Origin of the sequence: Thalassobacterium maritimum (assembly GCF_031127805.1) — a bacterium.
GTDB classification, from domain to species: Bacteria; Verrucomicrobiota; Verrucomicrobiia; order Opitutales; family Coraliomargaritaceae; genus Thalassobacterium; species Thalassobacterium maritimum.
Genome location: NZ_JARXHW010000011.1, coordinates 75,176 through 95,449 on the forward strand (window position 1 = coordinate 75,176; position 20,274 = coordinate 95,449).

A 20,274-nucleotide genomic window follows, 5' to 3' on the forward strand; every position below is an offset into this window, starting at 1 on the left:
AGATATAGAATTGGGGCCTCGATGAAGCGTCATTGATTGACGAAATTACTACGCCTCCAACAGACAATCACAAGCAACTAAGCTCACGCCACACGCGAACAATAACGATAGGCAATAGACAGCGAGAGCCGACTCTCGCTAGACATCCACTGCACGATAACCAACGCCACGCACTGTCTCTATTAAGTGCGCGTAAGTACCCAGTTTCTCGCGCACACGACGCACGTGCGTGTCCACGGTCCGTGTCTCAATATCAGTGTCATAGTGCCATACATTGACTAATAAGTGCTCACGCGATTGCACACGCCCTTTGCGCTCCATCAACAACTTCAACAAGCGGAACTCAGTCGCAGTCAGCACCACGGGCACCCCATCCACAGTCAATTCATGTAAATCCTCATCGATCACGACCCCCGCAATCTCAATGCGCGACTGCGTCGGGGCATCAACCGGACTGCCTGAGCGGTTGAGCATATTACTAATGCGCAATAGCAACTCCTTCGCATTAAATGGCTTCGAAAGGTAATCGTCGGCTCCGGTTTCCAAGCCTTTGACACGGTCTTCCGCCTCGCCGCGGGCACTTAGAAAAATGATCGGAATGTCCTTCATAGAAGGGTCCGAACGCGCGATGCGGCACAGTTGCAAGCCGTTCAACTCGGGCATCATGATGTCTAAAATCATCAAATCTGGCACGAAATCACGCACCTTGGCAACAAACACCAAAGGATCATTCAAAACCTCAACACGATAGCCCTCTTGCTCAAGTTTATACTCCAGCAACTCTGTGACGTCAGGCTCATCGTCTAAAACTAAAATTCGGTGCACTTTCGGGGCGCTCATAGGATTTGTGTGGCTCAACAGCCAGTGTGTTTATGCGGTTTCCAAGAGAGTCTCGGTTCTCTGTAACATCGATCAAGACCTATTACATCTAATTACAGGTCAACGCTTAAAGCGATCCCAGCCCAAACACGACTCGTTTTTCACAGCAATGAAACATCAGCGTTTCACAACCGTAACAAATGCAGTAAATCCCAACGCTTATACTCGCCTCCCACTGCGCGCCTCCAGGTGCACCATCAAAATACTAATATCCGCGGGGTTCACCCCGCTGATACGACTGGCCTGACCGAGTGTCCGCGGCGCAATCTCGATTAACTTCTGTGCACTCTCACTGCGCAAGCCTTTCACTTCAGTAAAATCAAAGCCCTCTGGCAACTTGATCTTATCAATGTGCTTCATCTTCTCGATCTGCTTTTGCTCACGTTCCAAATAGCCTTTAAATACAACTCGATAGTGTACCTCCTCACGCACCTCTTTGCTTTCCTGCAAGAGCTCTGCTGGAAAGTCCTGCTGCGAGTGGGAACGACGTAAATGCAAAGCATAGGTCTCCCCCGCCCGACGCTCCACTTCTAAGCGCTGCGTCCACTCCGCAACCTTGGCCGCCTTTTCTTTCATACGAGCCAAACGCTGACGATCCACTAGTTGCAAACGATTCACCGAATCCAATAAGCGCAGCTCCGCGCTGGGGTGATTAAACAATAGACGATGCTCCGCACGACTCGAGAACATACGGTACGGCTCCTTAGTGCCCTTTGTCACCAAATCATCAATTAGCACGCCCAAATAGGCCTCATGCCGCTGCAAGACCAACGGCTCCTGCCCGCGAATCTTTTGAACTGCATTCACACCGGCAATTAAGCCTTGCCCTGCAGCTTCCTCGTAGCCCGAGGTGCCGTTAATTTGCCCCGCAAAGAACAAGTTTTCGACCTTTTTAGACTCTAAGGAAGGATACAACTGTGTCGGCGGCGCGAAATCATACTCCACCGCATAGGCCGGCCGCAGCATGTGCACATTCTCGAGTCCATCAATACTGCGCAGCATGTCCAACTGCACTTCAAAAGGCAAACTCGTCGAAAGCCCATTAATATACCACTCATTGGTATTTCGTCCCTCCGGCTCCAGGAACAACATATGGCGCTCCTTATCTGCGAAGCGCACAAACTTATCCTCGATACTCGGACAGTAACGCGGCCCCGTGCCTTCAATTTGGCCCGAATACATCGGCGACATGTGCAAATTATCTGTCACTACCTGACGCGTGGCTGGACCCGTATACGTCATCCAACACGAAACCTGATCCGCCCCCGGCAGCCAACCCAGCTTTCGCTGTCCCGCATGTTCCACGTGGAACAGTGGGTGCTCGGCATTTTCAGCCGTGGAACTTGATTGTTCCACGTGGAACGTTCCGCTCTCGGACTCTTCTGCTCCACGCTGCGATTGTTCCACGTGGAACACATTATCGATTCCACGGGTATCGTAAAACGCAAACAATGTGGGGTCCGCATCGCCCTTCTGTTCCTCCAGCTGACTGAAATCAATACTACTGCCTAGGATACGCGCGGGGGTGCCTGTTTTGAGCCGCTCGAGCTCAATGCCTGCTTCCAGAAAAGAACCGGAGAGCCCCTCCGCGGAAAAGTCGCCCATGCGACCTCCCTTATTGGTGTTCTTGCCCACGTGCATGAGGCCGCGCAAAAACGTGCCCGTAGTCACAATCACAGTTTTAGCGTAAAAATCGACCTCGAGATTGGTGCGCACGCCGACAACTTTATCGCCCTCAAAAATGAGCCCTTGCACCATTGCCTGGAAAAGATCCAGATTTTCCTGCAACTCCAGCACGTGCTTCATGCGATATTGATAGGCTTTTTTATCGCATTGCGCGCGTGGCGCCTGCACAGCTGGCCCCTTGGAGGCGTTAAGCAGCCGAAACTGTATCGCAGTGGTGTCGGTATTGATCGCCATTTCACCGCCGAGCGCATCAATTTCACGCACCATGTGCCCCTTGGCCTGACCGCCAATCGCGGGATTACAACTCATCTGCGCGATGGTATCCAAGTTGCCGGTCAGCATCAGGGTGTCTGCACCCAAACGCGCCGAGGCGAGGGCGGCCTCACAGCCAGCGTGACCTGCACCACATACAATCACATCATAGGGCTGATGCTTACCAAATTTTAGTCCCGAACTCATTTCCCAATACAAAACTGTTTAAACAAACTGTCGAGCATACGCTCATTATCGACGCGCCCGACCACCTGACCGATATATTCCACCGCATCACGCAGATCCGCCGCAATCAACTCCGAAAGTTCGCCGTCACGCAACTTCGTCAATGCCAGTTCCAAAGCGGTCAAGGCTTCGCCCAACGAGGCGGCATGACGCGCATTCACCACCACGCCGTCGCCCTGTGGTTGGGTCAAACTGGCGTCAATCGACTGCAACCACACCTCACGCAGTTCAGCGAGCCCTTTGCGCTCCAGCAGCGACGTGCGCACATGCTGCAATCCGGGCAAAAAGTCACCGCGCTCGGCGGCCCCAGCTAAGTCGGTCTTATTTTCGATCACTATGGTATTGGCCGGCGTCAAGCGCTCCAGCAGCGATTCCGGTAGAGTAGGGCAGGGCGCGGTGGCATCCAGCACCAGTAAAAAGAAATCAGCGGTCTCAGCCTGCTCGATGGTATGATCGATGCCAAGCTGTTCAATTTTATCGCCGGCTTCGTGCAAACCAGCGGTATCCAGGATTTCAATACGCCAAGGTCCGACCATCATAAAGGCGGAAATATAGTCGCGGGTGGTGCCGGGAATATCGCTCACAATCGAGCGATCGGCCCCCGTCAGCGCGTTGATCAAACTGCTTTTGCCGACATTGGGCTCCCCGATAATCAAAGTCTTAATGCCTTCGTGGAGTAGGGCGGAGTAGCGCTGGGTCTCGATCAAATCACGAATTTCCACGATCAACTGACGCAACTCGGACGCCGGGCCCGCCTGATCTTCACCGGGCAGGTCTTCTTCCGGGAAGTCGATATAGGCCTCCAAATGCGCCATCACACTCAGCAAGCGCTCCGTCAACTCGCTCATTTTACGCCCTACAGAGCCGTGCAACTGACGCTGCGCCACCTCAAGACTGCGATCGGAACGCGCACGAATTAAATCCGAAACGGCTTCTGCCTGGCTCAGATCCATACGCCCATTCATAAAGGCGGTGCGGGTAAATTCACCCGGTTCCGCGGGCCGGCAACCGCGCGCCATCAGGTCGGTCAAAATCTTTTGAACGATCAAGGGATTCCCATGCGGGGCGATCTCTAGCATCGCCTCGCCAGTAAACGACTGCCCCTCAGCGAAAAAGGTAAAGACACACTCATCGACCTGCACTCCTTGCTGGTCGGTGTAATTGGCAAAGTGCGCAAAGCGCTTCTTCAAAGGCTTGGAACGCTGCGTAATCGCAAGCGCGAGTTCCGCACACGCGGGACCACTCAAACGGATCAAGGCAATCGCAGATTCACCCGCAGGCGAGGAGAGGGCGACAATAGTATCATTGGCAGGCATAATACCCGCTAAATTCACTGAATCCGCCGCTGGGTCAAGAGTGAGTATGCGTCGACTCAATCGCAGGGGCGCGACTTGTTTTTAATGCCCTTGGGTGCACACCCGCCTCATGCTGTGCGCTGTGGCTCTGCGGGCGTCACAAGTGGCGCCCCTACAGAATAAATTACAGCAGCTCTCTGACTGACTCCCGAAATCGGTCCAACTTGGCATCCACAAACTCTTTAACTGTCGGTGCGTCTTCTTCAATCAATGGTGTCAGATCCATGGCAAACCACAGCTGATCGACCGTATCCACAGTGAACGCATCATAGAAAGTCGCATTCGCGCGGCGACGTCCCAACACGGCTTGACCATAATCCTTACCACCCGCGATCTGAGATTCGAAGCAGGCATTCAACTTTTTGGCCAATTCTGGGTGACCACTCACATCCAGTGCCACCTTGTCTTCGGGCGACAACCAGTCTAAATCACGCCACACTTCACAGCCATAAACCTTCTTAGGACGAGAGTAGGGCGGCACCCGCAGCAGCGCCTCAATCACCGCATGAAACACGGCCACATGACAGGCATGCTTATCTGCAGGGTTGTGCGTATAGAGCACGTCGGGCTGCGTCATCAACAAATAGCGCTCGAGCTGATCCACCAAGTCACCGCGCGTAGCCGGATCTTTGACCTGCGCGCTGGAGAAGCCGAGCTGCGCCATAAAACTATACTGGCCCAATTCTGCCGCACGACGTTGCTCTTGCAGGCGTATTTGCTGCATCTCCGCATCCGTCGTATCCGCAAAAGCACCCGCCCGGGCACTGCCCGCACCATCGGTGCAAGTGATGCCACTAAACCAGGCACTGGCTTGCTCGTAACAGGTGGAAATACCATGAAAAGCCATGAATTCGAGGTCGTCCTGATGCGCCCCGATCGCCAAGTGCGAAGTGCGCGCCTGCGCCTCAGGCGCACATACATTGTCAGGTATAAAAAGATCTACTTGCTGTGCCATAGGGGACTATTTCTGTCGCTGCGAGCATACCGGTGCAAGCCAAGCTTGCTAAACTTGACATTAAACAGAGCGACACTGAGCATCCCGCGATGGCAAATTTTACGATTGGACAACGCTGGATCAGCGAAACAGAACCGGAGCTCGGGCTCGGCATTTTAGAAGAGGTCGATCGGCGCCAAGTGCGCATCGTTTTTTCAGCGGCCAATGAGGCGCGCATCTACGCAACGGCCAATGCACCCATTAAGCGGGTAGAGTTCCACGTGGGCGACAGTATCCACTCACAACAAGGCCAGACAATCGTGATCGAGGAAGTCAAAGAAGAGGCGGGCATCCTGACCTATGTTGGCGGCGGTGTCGAAGTGCCAGAAATGGAACTGGCTGACAGCATTAGCTTCAGCAAGCCTGAGGATCGCTTAATCGGGGGACAAATTGATCAATCGGCCGCCTTTAACCTGCGCTACGAGGCCATAACACGCCTCGCACATGCGAAGCAATCGGAGGTCGCCGGCTTCACCGGCGGACGCATCGACTTGATCCCTCACCAGCTCTATATCGCATCCGAAGTGGCCAATCGCTACATGCCACGCGTCTTGCTGGCGGACGAGGTGGGGCTAGGTAAAACCATCGAAGCCTGCCTGATCTTACACCGCTTACATCTGACCGGGCGTGCGGAACGCATTCTGATCGTGCTCCCAGAGTCTCTAGTGCACCAGTGGTTCATCGAATTGCTGCGCCGCTTTAATATGTGGTTCACTCTCATCGATACGGAACATTGTGAAGCCGTCACAGCAGTGGACCCGGATACAAATCCTTTCAATGAAAAGCAACTGGTCATTTGCAGTCTTAAGACCTTAACCGAGCAAGCGCGCTGGCGTGAATGCGCACTCAAGGCTCGCTGGGATATGCTGGTTGTCGACGAGGCGCACCACCTGGAATGGACTCCCAATCTTGTCAGCCCTGAATATAAACTAGTCGAAAGCTTAACTCAAAAGAGCCATGGCTTACTGCTCTTGACCGCTACGCCAGAACAATTGGGTGCCGAAGGACACTTCGCGCGCTTGCGTCTGCTCGACCCGGAGCGCTATCCAGATTTAGAGAAGTTCCAAAAGGAACAGGCGGGCTACTCCCAAGTGGCCACAGTGGCCAACAAAATTGTGGCACGCGAGGCATTGAGCGAAGAGGACATCAACTATCTGCGTGAAGTCTTTGAAGAGCACAGCGAGGAGGCGCTGCAGCAGCATTTACAACAACCTGATATCCTACTTCAAGAGTTAGTGGATCGCCATGGCACCGGCCGGGTGATTTTCCGTAATTCGCGCGATACCTTGACTGGATTTCCGGAGCGCGAGGGCCACCCTTGCCAGCTGGAGCCACGCGCTAAGTTGTCCAAGGAAGAGCTGCAGCAGCGCCTGCTGCGGGAATTCGACCTGGAAGCAAGTGTGTCTGCTTCCAGCGACGGCGAGCCCGAAAGCTACGACTTCCGCCATGGGCCTCGCATCTTGTGGCTATCGAACCTGCTCAAGGAACTCGGCGACAATGAGAAAGTATTGCTCATCTGCCGCACCCGCGAAAAAGTTCAAGCCATCCACGACGCCTTGTTGGAAGAAATTAACGTCAAAGCGGCGCTCTTCCACGAGGAACTCACACTGCTCCAACGCGATCGCAATGCGGCTTGGTTTGCTGAGACCGACGGCGCAAAAATCTTGCTCTGCTCTGAAATCGGCAGTGAGGGACGCAACTTCCAATTCGCCAATCACTTGGTGCTCTTTGACCTGCCACTCAATCCGGAGCTACTGGAGCAACGGATCGGACGCCTGGATCGGATCGGACAGACTAAGACGATTCAAATCCACATGCCCTACCTCAAACATAGCTGGACGGAGCTACTTATGCGCTGGCATCACGAGGGACTGGACGGAGTGGAGCACTCACTCAAAGGTGGCTACGCCTACATTAAGAAGTTTGGTGAGGCGGTCCGCTCGCTGGGGCCACGCTATCATATCGCTAACAGCGATACGCTGGAAGAAGCTGACCGATTGATCCAAGAGAGCGCTCACTTTCGCCAAGAGCTGGAAGAACGCCTTAGTCAGGGGCAAGACCGCTTGATTGCGCTCAATTCTTTTCACGAAGAAGCCTCCGCCAAGCTGGTCGATAGTATCCGCACCCAAGATGCGGATCGCACTTTGGACCAGTTTATGAATCGAATATTCGATCATTTTGGGGTCAATGTAGAGGATATCGATACCCGCACCTTCCGCCTGGAACCAGGCCAGCTCTTTACCGATTCCTTCCCTGAACTGCCAGACGAAGGCATCACCGTCACCTGCGATCGCACGAAGGCACTGGGGCGCGAAGACATCAGCTTTCTCACCTGGGATCACCCCATGGTGCGCGGAGCAATTGACCTGACACTCAGCTCCGAAAAAGGAAATAGCTCCATCGTGGTCTGGCAGGACCCCAGCATTCAAGCGCCGCCAATTCTAATCGAGGCAATCTATGTGCTGGAAAGCGTCGCTCCGCCGCATTTACACGTCGATCGCTTCCTGCCCCCCACACCTGTTCGAGTATTAATCGATCTGAGTGGCAAGGATTGTAGCGAAGAATACAGCCACGAATACATCAACAAGTATTGCGGCGACGAAGAGGCCTTCCGCCTCAAGCAAGATCCTACACTCCTACAAGCACTGGTGCCGCAAATGCTGCGCGCTGCCAAAGAACATGCGCGCACGCAAAAGTCCGAGCTATTACAGAATGCCATGCACCAAGCACACGAACGCCTAGACGGCGAAGCAACGCGCCTGAAAGAACTGCAGAAGGTGAACCCTAATGTGCGACAGGAGGAAATCAGGATCGCAGAAAACGTGATCGCAGACGTCACCAAGCACATCGCTAAAGCGCACCTGCGCTTAGATGCGGTGCGCCTCATCCTAGGCGAGGCGGGCTAGAATCCGAGGGTGATCAAAGCACCCAACAAACCTGCCACTAGGCCAAAGATCATGTGCCCTAACAGGTGCAACACACCCTCCTGCATGGTTGCCTTGCGGTAATCTTCCAGAGGGTGCCGTTCACTGGCGTAATACATCAGCGCATAGCTGGTGATGAGCCCATGGAAGAAACCAAAACCAAGACCAAGGAAGATCGCCTGCGGAAATGCCAGCGCGCCCATACTTTGCATAATCACGAAATAAATGATGCCGAAGACCACGCCGGCACAGGCATGAATTGCGGTGCCCACCGCAGCAGCGTTCTCTAGCTTGCCAGTAAAAAAGCTCCCGAGCGCACGCACCATATCCGCTCGCCGATCGAAGCAGCGCCCCACCGCACGCATAAATAAGTTCATAACAAAAGCAGCGATCAAACCACAAATCGCACCGAGAATGAGGGCTGTTTGAATATCCATAAGCTATGCTTAACAATATAAGCACACTCACTTATGTCAAATTAGGCTCGTGAATAAGCGCGTAAAGTAGCGGGGCTCTTTAGACCCGCTTCTGCGTCACACTCGGAGCGAAGGCCAAAGGCAGATAGAACCGAGGCTGAGCGCCCGGGCAATACACACTCCGCAACAGGTCACCTCTAGAACAGCTCTTCTTGTGTCGCGACTTTATCGCGCGAATCGCTCCCGCGGGCGTCCTCATCATGTAAATGCCGTGGTGCACGCCTGACCTTTTCATTCAAACTGGCCTCACACTCTGCCACGATACCGTCACAGATCGAGCGCACGTGCAGCCGCAACCACTTTGAAGTCGTGCTTTTCTCCGTATAATCAGCAGGCCCATACGCATGAATCCGTCCCGCACTCAGCAAGGCATCATTCTGCGCAAATTCCCCCTCGCTCTCAGGATTAAAGACCGCGAAGGCCTTTCCTCCATTACTCTTGACCACGGAAAAAACAGGCACATCACTGGGGCCGTCCGCCGTGTAAATCATACGATCAATCGGCACCCGCCGATCCACGCGATCCATCGACGCATTGACGTCAATCTGCGGGTTCTTGTTGCAGCCCTTGTTAATCTCAAAAATGTAACGTGTCTTTATGGTATTATCCACGATCGTACCAATCTGACTAATCTCAAACTCCATGTGCAGTGGTAGCTCATTTTGAGTCGAATAGTTGGGGGGCAGGGGGGCTTCAATAAATTCACAACCGAAAATCCCGTCGACATAGGGCGCAATCATGCTGCCCTTGATCATCTCCGCCAAACCAGTGCTGATAATGTAGTGCTCCAGCTTAATGTTGTGCTTCTTATATTCAGGACGCGACTCGACCACTGCCTGCAATTGCGTGAACAGGTCGGGTAAGCCAGGGTAGAAGACCAATTCTTTACCCAGCTCGCGTAAGCGCTGATTGGTTAATCCCTTTAAACAGCCATTCTTCACAAAGCTGATCAAATGATTTAGGTAAATGGTGTCCTGAGAAACTCGGGTGCCACGTTGCGCATAAATCTCCGGCAGCGCATTCACCTCTTTCCAAAATTGCTCTTCATCAATGCCGAAAGTTTCAAAAATGGGAGCCTGCATATAGCCCGGAATCAGTGTCTTATCGAAATCCCAGATGCAGGCGACAATGTTTTGGCGATGAAGGTTCTTTTTCGTCATTGCAGGTAGAACTCAAGTGTTATGAGCTATGTCATTCACTGCAACGCATAATTCAAACGCAGTTTCCATTTTTCCTATGCACAAAATTCCTGATATCGCACCTTTCCGCAAGAAGCTCAACGAGTTGAACGACCAAATGGCGGATCCCGACTTCTATTCCGACCAGCGACGCGCCGCTGACGTCTCGCGCGAGCAAATGCGCCTGAGCACCTTGGTCGAAAAATTCGAAGCATGGCATAACACCGTGCAACAGCTCGAAGAAAATGAAGCCATGGCCGAGGATGAGTCCGTCGACGAAGAACTCCGCGAAATGGCGCGTGAAGAGCTTGAAAGCCTAGCCGCCGAACGCGACAAGCTAGCCAACGACGTGCTCCGCTTTATGATTCCGCCCGATGCCACCGACAGCCGTAACTCGGTGATGGAAATCCGCGGGGGCGCTGGAGGCGACGAAGCCAACATCTTTGCGGGCGATCTCTTCCGCATGTATAGCCGCTACGCCGAAACACGCGGCTGGCGCGTCGAAGTCATGAGCTCCAGCCCCGCAGATGTCGGGGGCTTCAAAGAAATCATCTTCATGATGACTGGTGAGGAAGCTTACAAATATCTCAAATTCGAAAGTGGGGTGCATCGCGTGCAACGCGTGCCCGCCACCGAAACCCAGGGGCGCATCCACACCTCCACCGCAACGGTGGCCGTGCTGCCGGAAGCCCAAGAGGTGGACGTCGAACTCAATATGAATGATCTCGACATCTCCACCATGCGCGCCAGCGGAGCAGGGGGCCAACACGTGAACACCACCGACTCTGCGGTCATGATGGTGCACAAGCCCACCGGTGTCACCGTCTACTGCGCGGATGAACGCTCTCAAATTAAGAACCGTGCCAAGGCCTTAACAGTCATGCGTTCCCGCCTGCTCAAGGCGAAGGAGGAAGAAGAGCATGCCAAATACGCCGCCGAGCGTAAGGGCCAGATCGGAACCGGCGACCGTTCCGAGCGCATTCGCACCTACAATTACCCACAAGGACGCCTCACCGACCACCGCATCGGCCTCAGCCTATCTCTACCCACAGTGGTGGATGGCGATCTCGACGACCTGATCGACGCATTGCAAAACTACGATTACGAAGCGCGCATTCAGAACTTGCTCGAAAAACAAATGGCATAAACCCGCCGCTTGGGAAACGAATTAATATGCTGAGCATTCGAGAAATCAAAGCACGCACGGAAACCTTTTTTAAAGAAAAGGGCGTGCCCAACGCGAAGCTGGATACCGACATTCTGATCGCACACTCGCTCGGAATGAAGCGCCTGGAGCTCTATCTCGATCTCGATCGCCCGCTGACCGAAGCGCAGCTGTCCGCACTGCGCCCACTGGTCAAGCGACGCGCCAATCGCGAACCGCTACAGTATATTGTCGGCAATACCGACTTTTATGGTCTGCAGCTCAAAGTGGATCGACGCGCGCTCATTCCGCGCCACGAAACCGAAGAACTGATCGAGCTGATCGTCGAACGGATCGAGACCGCACCGCAGCGTATCCTGGATTTGGGCACCGGCAGCGGGGCACTTGCCCTCGCGCTGGCCACCCAATATCCGGAAGCCCTGGTCGTCGCCGTCGACCAAAGCACAGCAGCTCTGGAGCTCGCCCGCGAAAATGCCAGCGCGCTGGAGCTCAACGAGCGCGTTCAGTTTCTAGCGGGTAGTTGGTGGACCCCGGTGATGTCCGAAAGTCCTTTTGATCTCATCGTCTCCAACCCTCCGTACCTGACTGAAGCTGAAATGCAGACCGCGGAGCCGGAAGTCATCCAACACGAACCACACAGCGCCCTGGTTGCCGGAGCCGACGGACTCGACGATTTCCGTGTCCTACTCGAAGGGGCCCCAAAGTTTCTTGCTACCGGAGGCTTACTGGCAATGGAAACCGGCATCGCTCAAAGCGAAGCGCTCAGTGAAATGGCCCAATTAGCCGGCCTCCAAGGCCAAAGCATCGAAGACCTCAGCGGCCGCCCTCGCTTCTTCTTCGCACAGTAAAAAAGCCAGCTCACTCCGCGTTTTCGCGCGGTAAATTCACATCCGTCCATTCCAAGAACTGCGCAGCCGCCGCATACGCCGTCTGCACGGGATGCCCCCCGGCGGCGCGTACGGCCTCTTCTTCAAAGGTCTCAAATACCCGCACAATCACTTCAACCGGCCAATCCTGTAAATAGCTCAAGGCCAACTGAGCATCCCGTGTGCGGCGCATGGAGCAAAACACGACCTTCGCTTCACGGCAATGCGCTCGAGCGAGTGTCTGCTCGTCGGAACCATCTCCTTGCACACAGGGGATTCCCTGCGCGATCAATTGCCGAATCACACCGGCATCCTCATCCACGACCACCATTTCGATACCGCGCTCTTTGAGGGCATGCACAGTCCGCGGCCCCGCGCGGCCATAGCCTAATAGCACGACATGCCCACTCATGACTTCGCAAGCTGATTCACCGCTTCGGTAGCGTGGATGCCATTTCACCAATCGCAAGGCAACGCTCTCGCGCGAGAGTAGCGGCGTCAACGTCATGGTGCTCACAGTAATCAGGGCGATCATGGAAAAAAGTTCATCGCTAATCTGCCCGGAAGCGACTCCTGTCAGTGCCAGTAGCAGTGAAAACTCACTGGTCTGCGAGAGCAACAAGCCGGTCTCCACCGCCGCGCGACTGGAGTAGCCGACCACCTCGGCCACGATCGCCACCAGCAGCACCGTCACTGTGATCAAGACCACAATAAAAACGAGGCTATGCTGCAACATAGTGAGATCGGGCATCGTCAAAAATGCGCCGGCACTGATAAAAAACAGCGCCAGGAAAAAGCCCGAAAGCGAGCCCAACATACCACGCACTAAGCCGTTCATTGGAAAAGCGGAGATCGCAAAACCTGCAAAAAACGCCCCGACCAAATAGGGCAGGTGTAAAAGATACGCCATGGTGGAAAATGCGAACAGCACCGCCAACGCGCCCAACATCAACTCCTCATCGTCCAGCTTGAAACGCTTCACCACAAAGGGCACCACCCAACGATGGAAGGCAGCCGCCAAAATTCCCAGGGCAATGGCATTGGCCACGGCATTACAGACCACCAACCAGCCCTCTGGCCCCTTCAACAGCGCCACCATGATTAACACAATAAAGATGTCCTGCAGCAACAGTACGCCCAGCACGAGGCGTCCGTAGGGCTCAAACATCTGTCGCCGTTGCTGCAAGTGACGCACCACTACCAGCGTCGAACTGGCAGACAGGGCACAGCCCAAATAGAGTGCAGTTGTCCCACTATAGCCGAGCAAGAGAGCGGTGACGACCCCACATAGGCCTAGAGTTACAAATTGTGTGATCGCCAATATGGTGATCGCGCGCGTGCGCCCGCGCATGCGACGCGGACTGAGCTCTACCCCAGCGGTAAAGACCAGCACCGCCAGCCCAAGCTGAATCATTTCGCTGATCAACTCCTGCGGCACTTCGATCGCACGATGGCTGGCCAGCGCACTCAGAGCGGCCCCGGAAAGCATCAATAAGGGAATCGCGGGCAAGCGCAGAAACTTCGAAAGTCCGAAGGCGATCGCCGCCGCCAACAGTAAAATAGCCAGTGCTGTCATGTCGAATGCACCTCCTCACCACGCGCTCGGCCATTTACCTGCTCAAATAAAGCAACTTGCTCGCGCACACCATCGACCGCGGGCATAAACATATAATTGGTATCCAATTCCAATAGATCATCCACCACCGAAATATCGAATGCATGGATGGCACAAGGAACGTCAGCCGATCGACAGCGATATGCCAATAAGTGATTGGTGTCTTCGATCTGCAGTGCCGAAACAACCAAGCGCGCGTGCCGCAGGCCGATCTCTTCCACCACGGATTCATACTCCACATTCCCAATCAAAGTTAAGGCCGCCCCCAAGCCCTCAAGCTTGCGTGGATCTGTATCGATCGCCAGCACGGTTTCACCGCGATCCGACAGCTTTTTCACCACTTCGCGCCCCAGTGCATTCATCCCGACCACAATGACATGCCCCACATGCGAGTGTAACTCATCCACATCGGGCGCTTGTTTCGCACCTAAGAAATGCAACAAATGCAAACGCTTAGTCACCGTGTAGAGCGGCTCACTATAGATGATCAGGTAAGAAGAAATCGCGATGGTCAATATCCCCACCAGTCCGCCTAAGGAAACCACCACCCCCTCGATCAAGCCCGCCCCCGCCCCGAGCCCGAGCAGGATAAAAGCAAATTCACTGACCTGACCACTCGCAATGGCCGTCTGGAAAGCGGTGTATTCACTGTAACGGAGACGGCTCAAAATGAGAAAAACAATCAGCGGCTTGGCTACGATCACAAAAGCGCTCAGCCCCAAAGCATAGCCCCAAATCTCCCCCAGCACTGATAGATCCATCTTCACTCCGAGCGTCACTAAAAACACCGCCACAAAAAACGTCATCAAAGGATGCAAGCGACGATGCAAATCCTCATGAATCGGCAGCTGCGCAATCGCGATGCCCGCCAAGAAGGCCCCGATCTCCACGGACAAATGAAACTGATGCGCCAGCAGCACCACCAAAAAGCACCAACACAATGCCCAGATAAAGACCGTGTCCGGCGAACGCGAAGCCCAGGCAAAGGGCTTGGGCAATACATAGCGCGAAGCCAGTAGCGTGGCCAACAACAGCACGATCATGCCTCCAAAAGCCACGCCTAACCCCTTGGCCAATTCTAACAACTCGATCGATTCGCCCGAGCCCAGACCACTCAATATGGTCAGCCCAATAATCACCACGATGTCCTGCGCCAAAAACAGCGAGATCGCGATCCGCCCAAAGAGGCGCCCAGTGGCCCCCTTCTGATCCAACAGCTTGATCACCACCACCGTGCTACTAAAGGTCACGGTCGCCGCCAGAAAGACGGCTTCCATCAGCCCAAAGCCCATCAGCAGCGAGATCAAAAATCCGCCCGAGGCAGTGAATACAACCTGTAAGCCGCCCAAAATAAGAGCCACTCGCCCGAGGTCTTTGATCTTCTGCAAGCTCAGTTCCAGCCCCACCAGAAACAGCAGTAGCGCGATGCCTAACTCCGAAATTAGTTCTAAAGAATGGTCCAGCTGCACAATCCCCAAGCCGGGCCCCAGCACCATGCCCGCTAGAATGTAGGCCACAATCGAGGGCATCTTCACCAGCTTGCCCAAGAAGGCAAACACCGCCGCCGTAATGACTATGAAGCCAAGGTTGAGCAAAAGTGTGAGTTCGGAGGCGTGCATGCGTACTGAATCGTAGGTGATCTACCCACTGTAGCAATTCTGAAGCTAGTTTACCAAAAAAGATTGGATAATACAAAAATCTGAATAGATTATTATGTTTAATCTATTTTTAACGGAGCATGAATATGAGTAATACACTTGATGAGAAACTAGAGCCACTTTACCAAACGGTCATCAACCGCAATCCAGGCGAAGCCGAATTTCACCAAGCGGTCCACGAAGTGCTAGAATCACTCGGACCAGTGCTAGTCAAATACCCGGAATTTGGACGCCACAAAATCATCGAACGTATCTGCGAGCCGGAGCGGCAAATCATTTTTCGTGTTCCCTGGATGGATGACAACAACGAGGTTCAAATCAACCGGGGCTTCCGCGTGCAGTTCAATAGCGCACTCGGCCCCTACAAGGGCGGCATTCGCTTTCATCCCTCAGTTTATCTGGGCGTGGTCAAGTTCCTCGGCTTCGAACAGATCTTTAAAAATGGACTCACAGGCATGCCGATCGGCGGTGCTAAGGGTGGCTCTGACTTCGACCCGAAGGGGAAGTCAGAAAACGAAATCATGCGTTTCTGCCAAAGCTTCATGACCGAACTGCAACGCCATACTGGCGAATACACCGACGTCCCTGCAGGTGATATCGGCGTAGGCACCCGCGAAGTGGGCTATCTCTTTGGCCAATACAAGCGCATCACTAACCGCTACGAATCGGGCGTGCTCACTGGAAAAGGCCTCGACTGGGGCGGCGCTCTGGCACGCACAGAAGCGACTGGCTATGGTACGGTCTACTTCCTAAACGAAATGCTTAAAGCACGCGGTGATGCACTCGAAGGCAAGACTTGTATCGTTTCTGGCTCGGGCAATGTGGCAATCTATGCGATTTCCAAGCTTCAGGAACTGGGCGCCAAGGTGGTCGCCTGCTCCGACTCCAATGGCTTTATTCATGACCCCGACGGCCTCGACCTAGCACTGGTCAAACAAATTAAAGAAGTCGAACGCCGACGTATCAAAGAATACGCCAAGCAAAAGAATGGTGCTCGCTACCTAGCTAAAGGGCGCATCTGGTCGGTCCCTTGTGACATTGCACTCCCATGCGCGACGCAAAATGAACTGAATGGCAAGGACGCCCAGGAGCTCATTAAAAACGGCTGCATCGCTGTCGCTGAAGGTGCCAATATGCCCTCCACTCCCGAAGCAGTGGACGCTTTTCTAAATACTGGTATCGCCTACGGTCCGGGCAAGGCCGCCAATGCGGGCGGGGTCGCCACATCCGCGCTGGAAATGCAACAAAATGCCAGCCGCGACGTATGGAGCTTCGAATTCACCGATAAACGCTTATCCGAAATCATGACTGGCATCCACCAACGCTGTTACGAAACCGCGGAGGAATTCGGCACCCCTGGCAACTACGTCAACGGCGCCAACATCGCCGGCTTCATCAAAGTCGCTAAAGCAATGGTCGCGCTCGGACTGATTTAGCCCTGGCATGCATAGGCAAATTTTCACGAGGCGCTTCACAAAAGCTGATGAAGCTTCTGCGTGTGTAGCGGATCGGCGGAGGCAATAGGACAGACAAAGTGTCGATCCTACCTTACTGCCAGTGCCTTCAACTCACGATAATCCAGCTTACCAGTGCCGAGCAAGGGTAAGGCCTCCAAATACTGCCAGTCCTTTGGGTTGGGCTTCCAAAGATTGGGAATGTCGAGTGCTTTGAGCTGCTCGCGAATGCTGTCCTCGCTCAAGGCGGCTTCGGTGTGGAAGACACAGAGCTTCTCGCCCTTGCGAGCATCCTCGATCGCGACGACTACCAGGGCATCGGAGCTGAGCCCGAAGGCGCCTTGCAGGGCCTCTTCCACTGCGCCGTGCGAGATCATCTCGCCCCCGAGCTTGCTGAAACGTGAGAGTCGCCCGGTGATGGCAAAAAAGCCGTCCACATCCATCAGGCCGATGTCGCCGGTGTCGTACCAGCCGTCCTGCAGCACCGATGCGGTCAGCGCTTCCTTGTTTAAATAGCCTAACATGACGTTGGGGCCTTTGACATAAATCAGGCCTTCTTCGCCGGGCCCGAGTGTGGCCTTGCTCTCGGGATGCACGATCTTCATCGCCATGCCGGGCAATACGCGGCCGAGGCGTCCCTCGCGATTGCCGGTCTCTTCGAGATTATCGACCGTCACATTGGGCAGGCTGAGCGCACACACGGGCGAGAGCTCGGTCGCCCCATAGCCTTCGAGCGGTTGCACGCCGAAGCGCTTTTCAAACATCTGTGCCACGCGTGGCTGTAGTTTTTCGGCTCCGGTGAAGGTGTAGCGCAAATGCTGCAACTGCTCGGGCTTGATCTTGCGCACATAGGCGAGCAAGAAGCTGGGCGTGGTCAACAGAATCGAGGCTCGGTATTTCTCGGCGAGTTGGCCGATCGTTTCGCCTTCGAGTGGATTGCTGTGGCAGGCGGTGGTGATGCCGGAAAGTAAAGGAAACCAAAGCGTCACGGTATAGCCGAAAGAATGGAAGAAGGGCAGGGTGGCCAGCATGACGTCTTCTCGCTTGGGCGTCACGACGGAGCGAAAGGACTCGATGTTGGACAGTAAATTATGATGGCTGAGCATCACGCCCTTGGGCTCGGCGGTGGAGCCACTGGAAAAGAGTATCGTCGCCACCTCGTCGGGCTGCACCGGCGAGATACCGGCGATCAACATACGGGCGGGCCACAATCGGGCCTTTACGAAGGCGAGTAATTTGGCTGGGCCACTCAGGTCGGCGAGTAAGTCTTCCAAATAAAGCAAATTGTCACCCATCGGTAACTCTGGTAGGCGTTCCAGAAATTTACGCGAGGTCAGCACAGTACGGATCTCGCATTGAGCTTGCGCGGAAGCGACACTGGCGGCGGGCGCGGTGTAATTGAGATTCACGCTAATGCGTCGATCAAGGGTTGTAGCGAGATTGGCCAATGTGGCAGCGGTGCCGGTCGGCAGTAAAATGCCAAGACTGCGCTCGGAGGGATCGGTCTGGGCCCGCAAGCGATCTCGCAGTAGTAAACTGGCAATCAGTAGTTCGCCAAATTTCATCTCGCGCCCCGTGGTATCGGCACTGGCGAGCTTGTTCCAGTTGCGACGCACGGAGGCCACCAACTCATGCCCGAGACTCTTGCGGCGCTCTTTGACCAGTTCGAAGGACTCCACCGAGAGCTCACTCACGGCCTGCTGCACCTCGAAAGCGCTGGAGCGGGTCGGCAGGGGCTCCCCATAATGCACACTGACGGGATAGCGAAAATCCTCACTCAGGCGGATTTTGGGCATGCCTTGATAGAAACTGGACACACTGCCCCAGGCGCCACCGATATAGACGGGGATGATGGGGTAGTCCGTTCCTTTGACGATACGTTCGAAGCCCTGCTTAAAGGGACGCATCATGCCGGTGCGGGTCAGCGAACCTTCGGCAAAGATACAAACGAGATAACCATCATCGAGTGCCTGCCGGGCGGTCTTGAGCGATTGCAGCAGTTTCTTGGGATTGTCCTGGCTATGTATTAGAATCACCTGCGCCAGATCGATCACTTTGCGCGTCAATCGCCCGTAGCCCTCGTATTGCTCACGCGACATCAGCATGCGAATGCGTCGCTGTTGACTGCTCATCACCAGCACTGCATCCATCAAACTGACATGATTACAGACCAACAATCCTGGGCCATTTGCTGGCAAATTATGCAGCCCACGCACCTGAAAGCGATAACAGGCATGCGTAATCAGCATCACAATGAACTTAATAAAAAAGTCCGGCAGCACCCATAAACTGAAAATCGCCAAGCCGAGAATCAAACAAGCCAACAACAAAAAGCCATTCTGCGCGCTGCCGCCCAACACGGCCCCGTTCAAATAGATCAAGCCACTCGCCAACAGGATGCCCAACCAGCTCATAAAGGAATTCGTCGCTTGAATCGCCCCGACACGATCCTCGGGGCTGCGGTATTGAATGAAGGCCTGCAGCGGCACGATGAACAGCCCAGCCGCAAAGCCGAGCACTGCCATACTGATGGCCGAGAGCCAAACATTACCCTCTGCCATCAAACCCAAGGTGCCGAGACTTAAACTCATCAGCAGCGCGCCCACCGGCACGATGCCAAACTCGATCCCGCGCCCACTCAACCAGCCCGCCGTGGTCGAGCCCACACCGATCCCGATCGCGGTCAGCAGAAACAAGCGCGTCGCCGCCTCAGGCGTCAGCCCCAAGTGCTGCTCCCCGTAATCCAGCACATTCAGCTGAATAAATGCAGCCGCCAAAGAGAAGACCGCCAAGGCCAAGACCGCCAGTGTCAGAAAGCCGTCCTTACGAATTTCCAAACTTGTGCGAAAGACCGAGCCAAAGCCATTTAGGCTCAACCGACGAATCGGATGCGCCGGCGTGGGCGCAATCTGCCAAGACGCCAACAAGCCCAGCCCGGCGATCACGAGACACACACATGCCGCCAAACTGAAATTGCCCTTGCTGAGCAAGCTCAACTCCGGCGCCAGCACGGTGCCACAAATAATCGCGAGAAAGGTAAACAACTGCAACGAACCATTCGCTTTCGAGAGCTGCTCAGAATCCACCTGCTCCGGCAAGATGCCATATTTACAAGGCCCGAAGAAAGCACTCTGCGCCGACATCAAGAACATCGTGACATACAACATCGCGGGACTTTGAAGCGAAAGCGCACCAATCCCAAAGCCCATCACCACCAGTTCCACCAGCTTCAGAATCACGATCAGCTTACGCTTACTAAATTTATCCGCAAAGTTGCCCGCAATCGGCACGATCAGCAAAAAGGGCAGGGCAAACACCAGTCCCACCGAGGCCAGGATACCCGCCGAGGAAGCCTCCCCCTTCCAAGCAATCAGGGCATAGACCATCAGCAGCTTGAAAATATTATCATTCATCGCCCCACCAAACTGCGTGAGGTTATGCCACCAAAAGGTCTTGGGGAGCGCTTGAGAAGAGTTAGTTTTCATAGGTAGAATGCGCCGACATCTTCCGCAATAAAACCTAATCG

General features: G+C 54.5%; 13 protein-coding genes. 4 read left to right on the top strand and 9 right to left on the bottom strand.

Going from position 1 to position 20,274, the window contains the following annotated elements:
- Positions 1-138 precede the first annotated feature (138 nt).
- The 4 genes from QEH52_RS06845 to QEH52_RS06860 form a co-directional block, all read right to left on the bottom strand.
- Positions 139-840, bottom strand: a complete 702-nt coding sequence (locus QEH52_RS06845; protein ID WP_308949354.1) for a response regulator — start codon at positions 838-840, stop codon at positions 139-141.
- Between the two features lie 198 nt (positions 841-1,038).
- A complete protein-coding gene (locus QEH52_RS06850; RefSeq protein ID WP_308949355.1) occupies positions 1,039-3,024 on the bottom strand; it encodes a tRNA uridine-5-carboxymethylaminomethyl modification enzyme MnmG/GidA in 1,986 nt (661 codons plus the stop codon).
- Positions 3,021-4,379, bottom strand: coding sequence for a tRNA uridine-5-carboxymethylaminomethyl(34) synthesis GTPase MnmE (mnmE, locus tag QEH52_RS06855; protein WP_308949356.1), 1,359 nt, complete (start codon positions 4,377-4,379; stop codon positions 3,021-3,023). The genes QEH52_RS06850 and mnmE overlap by 4 nt, the downstream gene beginning before the upstream one ends.
- Before the next feature lie 163 nt (positions 4,380-4,542).
- The gene (locus QEH52_RS06860) at positions 4,543-5,373 is read right to left on the bottom strand and encodes a PIG-L deacetylase family protein (protein ID WP_308949357.1); all 831 of its coding nucleotides are present in this window, start codon (positions 5,371-5,373) and stop codon (positions 4,543-4,545) included.
- A gap of 89 nt (positions 5,374-5,462) precedes the next feature.
- Here QEH52_RS06860 and rapA point away from each other — a divergent pair, with 89 nt between their 5' ends.
- A complete protein-coding gene (gene rapA / locus QEH52_RS06865; protein ID WP_308949358.1) occupies positions 5,463-8,318 on the top strand; it encodes an RNA polymerase-associated protein RapA in 2,856 nt (951 codons plus the stop codon).
- Here the strand turns inward: rapA and QEH52_RS06870 are convergent.
- Together QEH52_RS06870 and QEH52_RS06875 are read right to left on the bottom strand one after the other, a co-directional pair.
- Positions 8,315-8,773 carry a hypothetical protein gene (locus QEH52_RS06870; RefSeq protein ID WP_308949359.1) on the bottom strand — a complete coding sequence of 153 codons (459 nt, stop codon included), beginning with the start codon at positions 8,771-8,773 and terminating at the stop codon, positions 8,315-8,317. The genes rapA and QEH52_RS06870 overlap by 4 nt on opposite strands.
- A gap of 176 nt (positions 8,774-8,949) precedes the next feature.
- Complete coding sequence (locus QEH52_RS06875; RefSeq protein WP_308949360.1) at positions 8,950-9,972, bottom strand: HAD family hydrolase; 1,023 nt, start codon at positions 9,970-9,972, stop codon at positions 8,950-8,952.
- Positions 9,973-10,048: 76 nt separating this feature from the next.
- Between QEH52_RS06875 and prfA the strand changes: the two genes are divergently transcribed.
- Both prfA and prmC read left to right on the top strand, forming a co-directional pair.
- Entirely contained in the window at positions 10,049-11,137 is a 1,089-nt protein-coding gene (gene prfA, locus QEH52_RS06880; protein WP_308949361.1) for a peptide chain release factor 1, read from the top strand.
- A 26-nt stretch (positions 11,138-11,163) separates the two neighbouring features.
- Positions 11,164-12,003 carry a peptide chain release factor N(5)-glutamine methyltransferase gene (gene prmC, locus QEH52_RS06885; protein ID WP_308949362.1) on the top strand — a complete coding sequence of 280 codons (840 nt, stop codon included), beginning with the start codon at positions 11,164-11,166 and terminating at the stop codon, positions 12,001-12,003.
- 10 nt (positions 12,004-12,013) lie between these two features.
- Here the strand turns inward: prmC and QEH52_RS06890 are convergent, their stop codons facing one another.
- Together QEH52_RS06890 and QEH52_RS06895 are read right to left on the bottom strand one after the other, a co-directional pair.
- Positions 12,014-13,597 carry a cation:proton antiporter domain-containing protein gene (locus QEH52_RS06890; protein WP_308949363.1) on the bottom strand — a complete coding sequence of 528 codons (1,584 nt, stop codon included), beginning with the start codon at positions 13,595-13,597 and terminating at the stop codon, positions 12,014-12,016.
- Positions 13,594-15,255, bottom strand: a complete 1,662-nt coding sequence (locus QEH52_RS06895) for a cation:proton antiporter domain-containing protein (protein ID WP_308949364.1) — start codon at positions 15,253-15,255, stop codon at positions 13,594-13,596. Before QEH52_RS06895 ends, QEH52_RS06890 begins: the two co-directional genes overlap by 4 nt.
- A 125-nt stretch (positions 15,256-15,380) precedes the next feature.
- Between QEH52_RS06895 and gdhA the strand changes: the two genes are divergently transcribed.
- The gene (gene gdhA / locus QEH52_RS06900) at positions 15,381-16,730 is read left to right on the top strand and encodes an NADP-specific glutamate dehydrogenase (protein WP_308949365.1); all 1,350 of its coding nucleotides are present in this window, start codon (positions 15,381-15,383) and stop codon (positions 16,728-16,730) included.
- Between the two features lie 107 nt (positions 16,731-16,837).
- Here gdhA and QEH52_RS06905 read toward each other — a convergent pair whose 3' ends face one another.
- On the bottom strand, positions 16,838-20,233 hold the full coding sequence (locus tag QEH52_RS06905; protein ID WP_308949366.1) for an acyl-[ACP]--phospholipid O-acyltransferase: 3,396 nt from the start codon (positions 20,231-20,233) through the stop codon (positions 16,838-16,840).
- Between the last annotated feature and the right edge of the window lie 41 nt (positions 20,234-20,274).